The sequence below is a fragment of the Jatrophihabitans sp. genome (genome assembly GCF_036388195.1).
Lineage (GTDB): Bacteria > Actinomycetota > Actinomycetes > Mycobacteriales > Jatrophihabitantaceae > Jatrophihabitans_A.
This window is the reverse complement of the sequence record NZ_DASVSG010000161.1, coordinates 1-11,596: the sequence shown is the minus strand read 5'-3', so window position 1 is coordinate 11,596 and position 11,596 is coordinate 1. Positions and strand designations below refer to the sequence as shown.

Here is an 11,596-nt window from a genome sequence, read left to right as displayed (position 1 = left end):
TCCAGTGGCGTCATGTGCCCTTCGACGAGCTCAGGGCCCTTCGACAGGCGCGGAGACCGGGTTGGGGACGGCCCGGCCATAGCGGCGGTCGCGTCCGGCGTAGGTCTCGATGGCCCGCCACAGGTCGCGGCGGTCGAAGTCGGGCCAGAGCCGGTCCAGGAAGACCATCTCGGCGTACGCGGACTGCCAGACGAGGAAGTTGGACGTGCGCTGCTCGCCCGAGGAGCGGACGAACAGGTCGACGTCGGGGATGTCGGGCTCGTCGAGGTAGCGGCGGAAGCGCTCCTCGGTGAGCTTGCGCGGGTCGAGCCGGCCCTCGGCGGCGAGCTCGGCGATCCGCCGGGCGGCGTCCACGATCTCGGCCCGGCCGCCGTAGTTCACGCAGAACTGCAGGGTCAGCCGGTCGTTGCGCTCGGTGAACTGCTCGGCGTCCTCGAGCTGCTCGATCACGCTGCGCCACAGCCGCGGCCGCCGGCCTGCCCACCGGATCCGGACGCCGTAGCCGTTGAGCTCGTCGCGGCGGCGCCGGATCACGTCCTTGTTGAAGCCCATCAGGAACCGGACCTCGTCCGGCGAGCGGCGCCAGTTCTCGGTCGAGAAGGCATAGGCCGAGATCACCGGGACGCCGAGCTGCATGGCGCCGAAGAGGACGTCCATCAGGGCCGCCTCGCCCGCTCGGTGTCCCTCGGTGCGGGGCAGGCCGCGGCTGTTGGCCCACCGGCCGTTGCCGTCCATCACGATCGCGACGTGTTTGGGCAGCAGGCCGGCCGGGATGTCCGGAGGCTGGGCGCCGCTCGGGTGCGGCGGCGGGTCCGGCCAGGACGAGCGACGGGCAGGCATGGGGCCACCGTAGTACGGCACGTTGTCCACGCGGCCGATCGTTGGCCTCGTAGCAGGGTGTGGGCCGGCGGGTCGCCCTGCTGGGCGGACAACGATCACCGCGGCTGCCGGAAGTACGGGCGGCAACGACCTGCTGAGCGGGCAGGTTCAGCGGTCCACCAGCGGCAGCGATCGGATGCCGCGCTCGAGGTGCCATTGCAGGTGGGCGGCGATCAGGCCGCTGGCCTCGCGGCGCAGGTCCACCGCGGCAGCCTCGGCGCCGGCCCAGTTGCCCGACAGCAGCGCCGCCATCAGGCTCAGCGACCCGGCCTGGGGCCGCACCGAACCGGGCGGGCGGCAGTTCGGGCAGACCGCGCCACCGGCCGGCACGTTGAAGGCGCCGTGCGGTCCGGGCGCCGAGCACACCGCGCACTCGGCCAGCGCCGGCTCCCAGCCGGCCAGCGACATCGACCGGATCAGGAAGGCGTCCAGGATCATGGCCGCCTCGTGCTCGCGGTCGGCCAGTGACCGCAGCGCTCCGATCACCAGCAGGTACTGCCGCAGCGCGGGCTCCCCCTCCTCGGAGGTCAGCCGCTCGGCGGTCTCGCAGATCGCCACCGCCGCGGTCCAGGCCGGGTAGTCCGACGCCAGCCGGGCGCCGTAGTTGTCGACCGACTCCACCTGGGTGATCAGGTCCAGGCCGTGGTGTCGCGGATGCCCGCGCTCGGCGTCCGGCACCGCCGTCCGGGTGTGCAGCTGCACGTCGATGTGGCTGCCGGGCTCCAGCCGGGCGCCGTAGCGCGAGGTGGTTCGCCGCACGCCCTTGCCGACCGCCCGGATCCGGCCGTGCCGGCGGGTCAGCAGCGTGACGATCCGGTCTGCCTCGCCCAGCTTGTGGACGCGCAGCACCACGGCTTCGTCACGGTAGAGCGGCACCCGTCCATCGTCCCAGATCCGGCGCTGTCGCAGACAGGACTGGCCGTGCGCGCTGTGCGGTGACCGTGCTGGGCATTACAGCTAGCGGACGGCGGTCACTGGACGGTCAGACGCCGCGGTGGTGCGCAGCCGGGCGGCCAGCAGCATCGCGAACACCGCCGAGGCCAGCGCACAGCCGACCGGCAGCGAGAACGCGAACCGGGCGCCGTGCCGGTCGGCGATGCCACCGACCACCGCCGCGCCCAGCCCGTAGCCGACCGACAGGCCGGTCCCGATCCAGGTCAGCCCCTCGGTGAGTGAGCTGGTCGGCACGATCTGGTCGACCAGGCCGAACGCGCCGATCAGGGTGGGCGCGATGCCCAACCCGACCACCCCGGCACACACCGCCAGCGCCGGGATGGTGGTGGCGGCGAAGTACAGGAAGGGCATCACCCCGAACAGCACCGCGCTGATCACGAACCGGCGCAGCAACGACGACCGCCAGTGCCGGCCGCCGTAGAACAGCGCCGACACCGCGCTGCCACCGGCAAAGCTGGCCACCACCCAGCCGGCGGCAGCGCGGTCGCCGAGCTGGCCGCAGAAGGCCACCATGGTCACCTCGGCGCTGCCGAACACCGCGCCCATGAACACCATCGACCAGGTGATCAGCGCCATCCCCCGGTAACGCAGGGCGAAGTCGTGCCGCTCGCCGACCGCCCTGGGCCGGACCGGTGGCTCGGTGGACCGCAGCCCGGCCAGCCACATGGTTCCCGTGCTGATCACCAGCAGCGCCAGCCCCAAGGTCACCAGCGGGTGGGTGTGCAGGGCCAGCACGGTGGCCACCAGCGGGCCCAGGACGAAGATCAGCTCGTCCAGGGTGGATTCGACCGAGTAGCCGGTCGAGCGCTCGGGAGCGTCCCCCGGCCAGACGTGGGACCACCGGGCCCGCACCAGCGCGCCGATGTTGAGCATGGTGATGCCCATCAGCACCGCGGGCGGCAGCAGCGTCCAGAGCGGCGCGTGCACCGTGATCAGCGCGCCGAATAGAGCGGTCGAGAGCAGGTGCGCGATCAGGAACCCCGGCAGCACCCGGTGCTGTCCGAGCTTGTCGACCAGCACCGCGGCGATCGGGTTGCCGACCGCCCCGCCGACGACGTAGCTGCCGCTGACCACGCCGGCGTAGCCGTAGGAATGGGTACGGCCGGAGATGATCAGGACGATCGCGATCGGGTAGATGGCCAGCGTGATCCGGGCCAGGAACCCGGCTGCGGAGAATTCCAGCGTCCCGGGCAGGGAGAACGCGGCGCGATAGCGGCTCAGCACTGTCTAGAAGCCCAGCCGATCGAGCTTCTTGGGGTCCCGCTGCCACTCCCCCATCACCGCGACGTGCAGGTTCAGGTTGACCCGCCGGCCCAGCAGCTGCTCGATACCGTGCCGGGCCTCGGTGCCGATCCGCTTCAGCCGGGCGCCGCCGCTGCCCAGGATGATCGGCTTCTGGCTGGAGCGCTCCAGGTGCAGGGTCGCGAAGATGTCGATCAGGGGCAGCCGGCCCTCGGCTGCGGCGCCCGACCGCGGGTTCATCTCCTCCACGGTGACCGCGATCGAGTGCGGCAACTCGTCGCGGACGTCGGCCAGCGCCGCCTCGCGGATCAGCTCGGCGACCCGGCTCTGCTCGGACTCGTCGGTGGTCATGGTGTCCGGGTAGAGCTGCGGGCCGACGGGCAGCCGGGAGATCAGCAGGTCGGCCAGCAGCTCGACCTGATCGCCGGCCCGGGCCGACACCGGGACGATGTCGAGGAACTCACCGAGCCGGCTGACCGCCAGCAACTGCTCGGCGACCCGCTGCCTGCCCACGGTGTCGGTCTTGGTGACGACCGCGATCGCCGGGGCCTTCAGCGCCTGCAACTCGGTGGCGATGAACCGGTCGCCAGGCCCGATCTTCTCGTTCGCCGGCACGCAGAAGCCGACCACGTCCACCTCGGCCAGCGCGTCGTGCACCACGTCGTTGAGCCGCTGGCCCAGCAGCGTGCGGGGCCGGTGCAGGCCCGGGGTGTCGACGATCACGAGCTGGCCGTCCGGGCGGCTGAGCACTCCCCGGACGGCCCGGCGGGTGGTCTGCGGCTTGTCGCTGGTGATCACGATCTTGGAGCCGACCAGCGCGTTGGTCAGGGTGGACTTGCCGGCATTGGGCCGGCCGACGAACGCGCAGAAGCCGGAGCGGTAACCATCCTCGACCTGATTCACCCGGCCATTCTCTCAGCACCGCGGCACCGGGTTTTCCGCCCTGTCGCCGTCTCGCCGACGAGCAGTGCCGGGCGGGCAGGCCTAGGCCAGCCGGCCGCGCTCGTCGACGAGGTACACCGGAGCCGACGGCGCCAGCTCGGCCACCGCCGCGGCGCCCTCGGGGTCGGCCTCGGCGCCGGGTGACAGCACCACCGCGGCCTCCAGGCCCGGAGCCCCGGACGAGATCGCCATCGCCACCGCCACCTGCAGCGCTGACAGCCGCAGCGACGGCAGCGCCACGGTCGCCGCCGCGTACGTCCGCCCGTCGGTGTCGCGGACGGCAGCGCCCTGGGCGGCGCCGGTACGGGCCCGGGTGGCGCGCGCCAGGGTCACCAGCTTCGCGTCCTCACCCTGCAGCGACCTTCCCTGCGTTGGACCGCCCTGCCCAGACCTGTCCTGCGCCGAGCCCCCCTGCTCCGGACTGCCCGACGGCTCAGCCATCCTCGTCCTCGCGGTGGTCCGGCTCGTCCAGCCGCCGGGCCAGCACCGTGTCGATCCGGTTGCGCCGGCCGCCCACGCTCTCGGCGGTGAGCTGCAGGCCGTAGGCGGTGGCCGAGGAGCCCGCGATCGGCACCCGGCCGAGCAACTGCGCCAGCAGCCCACCCACGGTCTCGACATCATCGCCGCGGGGCAGGTCGACCCCGAACAGCTCGCCGAGGTCCTCGACCGGCAGCCGGGCGGTCAGCCGCAGCGACCCGTCGTCGAGCTCCTCCACGGGCGGCCGCTCGACGTCGTACTCGTCGCGGATCTCGCCGACGATCTCTTCCAGGATGTCCTCGATGGTCACCAGCCCGGCGGTGCCGCCGTACTCGTCGATCACGATGGCCAGGTGGGTGTAGGTGGCCTGCATCTCGCGCAGCAACTCGTCCACCGGCTTGGATTCGGGAACGAAGACGGGGGGCCGCATCACCTCGTCCAGCTTGGTCTGGCGGGCCCGCTCCTGGTCCTGGGCGCGGCGCACCAGGTCCTTGAGGTACACCACCCCGACGACGTCATCGACGTTGTCGGCCACCACCGGGATCCGGCTGAACCCCGACCGCAGGGCAAGCGCCAGCGCCTGCGGCACCGCCTTGGTGCTCTCGATCCACACCACCTCGGTGCGCGGCACCATGACCTCGCGGGCGATGGTGTCGCCGAGGTCGAAGACCGACTGGATCATCTCCCGCTCGCCGCGCTCGACCACCCCGCGCGACTCGGCCAGGTCGACCAGCTCCCGGATCTCGACCTCGGAGGAGAACGGGCCGTCACGCAGCCCCTTGCCGGGGGTGATGGCATTGCCCAGCAGGATCAGCAGCGAGGCCAGCGGGCCGAAGATCCGCCCCAGCAGCAGCACCGGCCCGGCGCCGACCAGGGCCACCGGATAGGCGTGCTGGCGGCCCAGGGTGCGCGGCCCGACGCCGATCAGGACGTAGGAGATCACCACCATCACCCCGACGGTGAGCAGCACCACCGGCCAGGTCGTCCCCCACTCGGAGGTGGCGACGACGGTCGCGAACACCGTGGCGGTGAGCTCCGCGGCGACCCGCAGCAGCAGGAGCAGGTTGGTGTGCCGGGCCCGGTCGCCGAGCACCTTGGACAGCGCCACCGCGCCGCGCCGGCCCTCGCGGACGTACTCCTCCTCGACCCGGGCCACCGACACCCGAGCCAGCGCGGCGTCGACCGCGGCCAGCGCTCCGGCGGCGGGCACCAGCACCAGCGCCAGGACCAGCAGCACCAGATAGATGCCGGTCATCTCAGCCCACCCCGCACCGGAGCGCTCAACCCGCTCATCCGGCCCCTAGCCGCGCTGCTCGCCGGCGGTGCCGGGCAGCGGCGTCCGGACCGGGCCCCGGCCGGTTGCCTTGACCCAACCGGTGACCAGCCGGGACTGCAGCTGGAACATCTCGCGCTCGTCCTCGGGGTCGCCGTGGTCGTAGCCGAGCAGGTGCAGTACGCCGTGCGTGGTGAGCAGGAACAGCTCGGCGTCGGTGCTGTGGCCGGCCGCCTCGGCCTGCCTGGCGGCCACCGCGGGGCACAGGATCACATCGCCCAGCAGCGACGGACCGGGATCGGTCTCCAGGCCGGGCTTGTCGTCCAGGGTGTCCATCGGGAAGGCCATCACGTCGGTCGGGCCGTCCAGGTCGAGCCACTGCTTGTGCAGCGTCGACATCGCCGCCTCGTCGACCACCAGGATGGACAGCTCTGCCAGCGGATTGATCCCGAGCGAGTCCAGCACGTGCCGGGCGACCGAGCCGATCGCCCGCTCGTCCACGCTGACGCCTGATTCGTTGTTGATCTCGATGCTCACCCGGGCACTCCGCTGACCGACCCGGCCCCCGTGCTGCGGTGCTCAGTCATCCGGCTCCAGAGCCCTAGATAGCGTCGTCGTACTTGGAGTAGGCCTCGACGATGTTGCCGACGAGCTGGTGGCGCACCACGTCCTTGGCGTCGAGGTAGGCGAACTCGATGTCCTCGACGTCGCTGAGGATGTCACGGACCACCCGCAGGCCGGACTTGCTGCCGTTGGGCAGGTCGACCTGGGTGATGTCGCCGGTGACCACGATCTTGGAGCCGAACCCGAGCCGGGTCAGGAACATCTTCATCTGCTCCGGCGTGGTGTTCTGGGCCTCGTCCAGGATCACGAAGGCGTCGTTGAGGGTCCGCCCGCGCATGTAGGCCAGCGGCGCGACCTCGATGGTGCCGGCCTGCAGCAGCCGCGGCACCGACTCGGGGTCGAGCATGTCGTGCAGGGCGTCCATGAGTGGCCGCAGGTACGGGTCGATCTTGTCGTTCAGGGTGCCGGGCAGGAAGCCCAGCCGCTCCCCGGCCTCGACCGCCGGCCGGGTCAGGATGATCCGGTTGACCCGCTTGGCCTGCAGCGCCTGCACCGCCTTGGCGACCGCCAGGTAGGTCTTGCCGGTGCCGGCGGGGCCGATGCCGAAGACGATGGTGTGCTCGTCGATGGCATCGACGTAGCGCTTCTGGTTCACCGTCTTGGGACGGATGTTCTTGCCGCGCCTGGACAGGATGTTCAGGCTGAGCACCTCGGCCGGACGCTGCTCGGTGTCGGCCTGCAGGATGCCTAGCGTGCGGCCTACCGAATCCGGGGTCAGGTCATGGCCGGACTGCATAAGTTGAACCAACTCCTCGAAGAGCCTGATAGCCAGGGCGTTGTCGCCGGGTTGACCGGTCACCGTGATCTCATTGCCGCGCACGTGGATCTCGGAGTCCAGCCGCGCTTCCATCAGCTTCAGCAGCTCGTCGCGCGGGCCGAGCAGGGCCACCATCGACAGCTTTGCGGGCACCACGAACGAGGTCTGGACTCGCTGGCGTGGCCGTGCTGGTGTCGGTTCCGACAAGTGCTTCTGCGCTGCTTTCTTTCTTCCGGCGGAGACTGGAGGACGCTGAGTGGTCTCAGTTTACCCGTCCGTCGCCATAACCAAACTGCTGTTATGCCGCGAACTATTCCGGTCCAGGCCAAGCCGACCCGTTATTTCTGGCCGGCAGGTCAGCCCGGCGGCCAGGACAGGTTGCGCCCGCCGAGCACATGGGCGTGGGTGTGGAAGACCGATTGACCGGCCTCGGCGCCGGTGTTGAACACCGTCCGGTAGGCCGAGAGCCCCAGCTCGCGGGCCACCGCGCCGATGCCGGCCACCAGCGAGGCCGCGGCCGCCGGGTCCGTGCCCAGCTCGCCGATGTCGGCCAGGTGCCGCTTGGGCACCACCAGGACGTGCACCGGCGCCTTGGGGTCGATGTCCTCGAAGGCCAGCCAGCCGTCGCCGTCGAGCACCACGGTGGCCGGGATCTCGCCGGCGACGATCTTGCAGAACAGGCAATCCACCATGAGCAGACGCTAGCGCGGAGGTCCGACAGCCGGCGACCAGCCCCCCGGCCCGCGCTCAGCCCTGTCAGGTCCCGCGCTCAGCCCCAGCGGCCCGCCGTCGCCGACAGCACCGCGAGCGCGGCGGCGCCCGCCGTAGAGGTGCGCAGCACCTCCGCGCCCAGCCGCACCGGCCGGCCGCCGTGCTCGCCGAACAACGCCAGCTCGGCCGGCGACAGGCCGCCCTCGGGGCCCACCACCAGCACCACCTCACCGACGGCCGGCACGGCGGTCTGCGTCAGCGGCTGGTCGGCGCCGGAGTACAGCAGCAGCGCCAGCCGCGCGGCGCTGATCCGCCCGGCCACCTCGGCGCTGCCGGCCAGCGCCGATATCGCCGGAATCCAGGCCCGGCGGCTCTGCTTGGCCGCCGCCTGAGCCACCCGCTGCCACTTGGCGACGCCCTTGGCGGCCCGGTCGCCCTTCCACTGGCTGATCGCGCGGTCGGCCGCCCACGGCACGATCTCGTCCACTCCGAGCTCGGTGAGCAGCTCCACCGCGAGCTCGGCCCGTTCGCCCTTGGGCAGCGCCTGCACCACCACCAGCCGGGGCTCCGGCCGCTCCAGCAAGCGCCGGGATCGCACCTGGAAGACCACCCGGTCCGGGCCCACCCGGCTGACCTGAACCTCGGCCAGGCCGCCGTGCCCATCGGCCAACAGCGCCGGCTCGCCTACCGCCAGCCGCTTCACCGTGGCGGCGTGGTACGCCTCGGCTCCGGTGAGCACGATGGTGTCGCCGTCCTCGAGGTCGGGCACCAGAAAGAGCGGCGGCGTCACAGCAGCGATATCACGGCAGCAGCTCAGCGGGCGCCGAAGGCATCGCGCATCTTGGAGAACAGCCCGCCCCGGCTGCCGCCGAGGCCGATGTCCTCGTTGCGCAGCTCCGCCAGCTCGCGCAGCAGCTTCTCCTGCGCGTCGTCCAGCCGGGTCGGGGTGCGCACCTCGACGTGGACGTGCAGGTCGCCCCGGGTGGTGCTGCGCAACCGGGGGACGCCCTTGCCGCGCAGCGTGATCACCGAGCCGGACTGGGTGCCCGGCCGGATCTCCACCCGCTCCTCGGCATCCAGGGTGGTCAGGGTCAGCTCGGTGCCCAGCGCCGCGGCGGTCATCGGCACCGCCAGCGTGCAGTGCAGGTCAGAGCCCTCCCGGGTGAACATCTCGTGCGGCTGTTCGGTGACCTCGATGTAGAGATCGCCGGCGGGGCCACCGCCGGGACCGACCTCGCCCTGGCCGGTCATCCGGATCCGCATGCCGTCCTCGATGCCGCCGGGGACGTCCACGCTGATGGTCCGCCGGGCCCGTACCCGGCCCTCGCCGGCACAGGTGGGGCACGGGGACGGGATCTGCTGGCCGGTGCCGCCGCAGGCCGGGCAGGACCGGGTGGTCATCACCGGCCCGAGCATCGAGCGTTGCATCGACTGCACCTCGCCCCGGCCGCCGCAGGTGTCGCAGGTGCGGGGCTTGGTCCCGGGGGCGCAGCCGTCCCCGTGGCAGGTCTGGCAGGCCACCGCGGTCTCGACGGCGATCTCCTTCTGCACGCCGAAGGCCATCTCGGCCATGCTCAGGTCGATCCGCAGCAGCGCGTCCGCGCCCTGGCGAACCCGGCTGCGCGGCCCGCGGGCGCCACCGGCGGCGCCGCCGAAGAAGGTCTCGAAGATGTCGCCGAAGCCCCCGAAGCCGGCCCCGAACGGGTTGCTGCCGTTCCCGCCGCCACCGGGCGCCAGCGGATCGCCACCGAGGTCGACGATCCGCCGCTTCTCCGGGTCCGACAGCACCTCGTAGGCGGCGGTGACCTCCTTGAACCGGGCCTGCGCCTGCGGGTCAGGGTTGACGTCGGGATGCAACTCGCGGGCGAGCTTGCGGTACGCGCGCTTGATCTCTTCCGCCGTCGCGTCGCTGCTGACGTTGAGCAGCCCGTAGTAGTTCCGGACGGTACCTGCCACCGGTGCTTTCACCTCAGTCTCTACTGGCACTCAGCAATCCTGAGTGCCAACCACTCTGGTCGAGTGTACGGAAAACGCCGGCCCGTTCCGGCAGCCGGCAGCCGATCAGCCGTCGGCCAGCAGGTCGCCGACGTAGCGGGCCACCGCGGCCACCCGGGCCATCGTGTGCGCGTAGTCCATCCGGCGCGGACCGAGCACTCCGACCCCGCCCAGGGCCAGGCCGCTCGGGCCGTAGCCGGCCGACACCACCGAGGTGGTCTGCAGCCCCTCGTAGGCGTTCTCGTTGCCGATCCGGACCAGCACCTGGCCCGAGACGGTGGACTCCTGGTCCAGCAGCCGCAGCAGCACCACCTGCTCCTCCAGGGCTTCGAGCACCGGCCGGATCGCCGGGAAGTCCAGGGAGCGCTCGGTCAGGTTGGCCGAGCCCGCCATCACCACCCGCTCGGACGGGTGCTCGACCAGCGTCTCCAGCAGCACCGCGCTGAGGATGTTCACCAGCGGGCCCAGGTGCCCCGGCGCCGCGGCGGGCAGCTCGGCGACGATCGCGGGCGCGTCGGCCAGCCGCTGGTCCCGGAGCTTGGCGTTCAGCGTGGTGCGCAGGTCGGCCACGTCGTCGGGCTCCACCTGGGAGGGCAGCTCGACGACCCGCTGCTCGACCCGTCCGGTGTCGGTGATCAGCACCAGCATCAGCCGGGACGGGCTCAGCAGCACCGTCTCCATGTGCCGGACCCGCGAGCGCGACAGCGACGGGTACTGCACCACGGCCACGTTGCGGGTCAGCTGGGCCAGCGCCCGGACGGCGTTCTGCAGCACCCCGTCCAGATCGACGGCGGTGTCGAGGAACTTCTCGATGGCCCGGCGCTCGGCTGCCGACAGCGGCTTCAGCGAGGTCAGCCGGTCGACGAAGATCCGGTACCCGGCATCGGTCGGCACCCGGCCCGCCGAGGTGTGCGGCTGGTGGATCAGGCCCTCGTCCTCCAGGGCCGCCATGTCGTTGCGGATCGTCGCCGGGGAAACCCCGAGGTTGTGCCGCTCGACGATCGCCTTGCTGCCGACCGGCTCGTTGGTGGCGATGAAGTCCTCGACGATCGCGCGCAGCACCTCGAGCTTGCGCTCCTCCACGTTCACAGTCATCGCCTCCTCACGCCGGGGTCACCTGTCAATCTTAGGTGGGCCGCCCCCGAAGAAGGAGGGGAACGTGCCGACCTGCCGGCGATCGCCCGCGGACGCCGCCACACCGGTTAGGGTGCTGGGCGGGCGTGCGATGTAGACACTGCTCGAAGCGGAAGGTGCGCGGTGATCTGCGGTGATCTTTAAAGCGGTGCGGGACAGCAGGCCCTACCCCGACCACAAGTTCTCGACCCGCGACTGGGCCAACGTCGCGCCGCGGCCGGTCCGCCTGGACGAGCTGACCACCACCAAGCGCGAGCTGGCGCTGGACAAGCTGCTCGACGAGGACTCCACCTTCTACGGCGACCTGTTCCCGCACGCGGTGCAGTGGGAGGGCGAGCTCTACCTCGAGGACGGCCTGCACCGGGCGGTCCGGGCGGCGTTGCAGCAGCGCAACACCCTGCACGTCCGGGTGCTCGATCTCGACGAGCTGCGGCCCAAGCGGCGGCCGGAACCGGACAGCCGCTAGCTGTACTCGGCCATCAGGTTGGTAGCCGGCTGACGGGTGGGTGCCCTGCGAGTGCGCTGTGGCGTCGGTCAGTGTTGTAGTGCTCGAGCCAGGGTGCAAGGGCGGCGGTGCGTTGGTCGTTGCTGGTGAAGATTTGCCGGTA

At 71.6% G+C, this 11,596-nt stretch carries 14 protein-coding genes; 1 reads left to right on the top strand and 13 read right to left on the bottom strand.

The genetic code is table 11. The annotated features are described in order from the left end of the window. Positions 1–30 precede the first annotated feature (30 nt). From VF612_RS16160 to hrcA, 12 genes are all read right to left on the bottom strand, one after another. On the bottom strand, positions 31–840 hold the full coding sequence (locus VF612_RS16160) for an isoprenyl transferase (protein WP_408660875.1): 810 nt from the start codon (positions 838–840) through the stop codon (positions 31–33). Between the two features lie 147 nt (positions 841–987). After that, a complete protein-coding gene (gene recO, locus VF612_RS16155) occupies positions 988–1,755 on the bottom strand; it encodes a DNA repair protein RecO (protein WP_408660874.1) in 768 nt (255 codons plus the stop codon). A gap of 81 nt (positions 1,756–1,836) precedes the next feature. Next, on the bottom strand, positions 1,837–3,057 hold the full coding sequence (locus VF612_RS16150) for an MFS transporter (protein ID WP_408660873.1): 1,221 nt from the start codon (positions 3,055–3,057) through the stop codon (positions 1,837–1,839). 3 nt (positions 3,058–3,060) lie between these two features. Next, positions 3,061–3,978: a GTPase Era gene (gene era, locus VF612_RS16145; protein ID WP_408660872.1), complete on the bottom strand. Its 918-nt coding sequence runs from the start codon at positions 3,976–3,978 to the stop codon at positions 3,061–3,063. Between the two features lie 81 nt (positions 3,979–4,059). Further along, positions 4,060–4,458, bottom strand: coding sequence for a cytidine deaminase (locus VF612_RS16140; RefSeq protein WP_408660871.1), 399 nt, complete (start codon positions 4,456–4,458; stop codon positions 4,060–4,062). Then, entirely contained in the window at positions 4,451–5,749 is a 1,299-nt protein-coding gene (locus tag VF612_RS16135) for a hemolysin family protein (RefSeq protein WP_408660870.1), read from the bottom strand. The genes VF612_RS16140 and VF612_RS16135 overlap by 8 nt, the downstream gene beginning before the upstream one ends. A gap of 45 nt (positions 5,750–5,794) precedes the next feature. Further along, the gene (gene ybeY / locus VF612_RS16130) at positions 5,795–6,304 is read right to left on the bottom strand and encodes an rRNA maturation RNase YbeY (protein WP_408660869.1); all 510 of its coding nucleotides are present in this window, start codon (positions 6,302–6,304) and stop codon (positions 5,795–5,797) included. Between the two features lie 64 nt (positions 6,305–6,368). Further along, positions 6,369–7,355 carry a PhoH family protein gene (locus VF612_RS16125; protein ID WP_408660868.1) on the bottom strand — a complete coding sequence of 329 codons (987 nt, stop codon included), beginning with the start codon at positions 7,353–7,355 and terminating at the stop codon, positions 6,369–6,371. A gap of 149 nt (positions 7,356–7,504) precedes the next feature. Then, the gene (locus VF612_RS16120; protein WP_408660867.1) at positions 7,505–7,840 is read right to left on the bottom strand and encodes a histidine triad nucleotide-binding protein; all 336 of its coding nucleotides are present in this window, start codon (positions 7,838–7,840) and stop codon (positions 7,505–7,507) included. Positions 7,841–7,917: 77 nt separating this feature from the next. Then, entirely contained in the window at positions 7,918–8,649 is a 732-nt protein-coding gene (locus VF612_RS16115; protein WP_408660866.1) for a 16S rRNA (uracil(1498)-N(3))-methyltransferase, read from the bottom strand. A gap of 23 nt (positions 8,650–8,672) precedes the next feature. Next, entirely contained in the window at positions 8,673–9,815 is a 1,143-nt protein-coding gene (gene dnaJ / locus VF612_RS16110) for a molecular chaperone DnaJ (protein WP_408660865.1), read from the bottom strand. 105 nt (positions 9,816–9,920) lie between these two features. Continuing rightward, positions 9,921–10,943 carry a heat-inducible transcriptional repressor HrcA gene (gene hrcA, locus VF612_RS16105; protein WP_408660877.1) on the bottom strand — a complete coding sequence of 341 codons (1,023 nt, stop codon included), beginning with the start codon at positions 10,941–10,943 and terminating at the stop codon, positions 9,921–9,923. A 178-nt stretch (positions 10,944–11,121) separates the two neighbouring features. On the opposite strand from hrcA, the gene VF612_RS16100 reads away from it, so the two are divergent. Then, on the top strand, positions 11,122–11,454 hold the full coding sequence (locus tag VF612_RS16100) for a type II toxin-antitoxin system VapB family antitoxin (RefSeq protein WP_408660864.1): 333 nt from the start codon (positions 11,122–11,124) through the stop codon (positions 11,452–11,454). A gap of 13 nt (positions 11,455–11,467) precedes the next feature. Here VF612_RS16100 and VF612_RS16095 read toward each other — a convergent pair. Beyond that, on the bottom strand, positions 11,468–11,596 hold a 129-nt coding region (locus VF612_RS16095), incomplete at its 5' end, for an integrase core domain-containing protein (protein ID WP_408660876.1).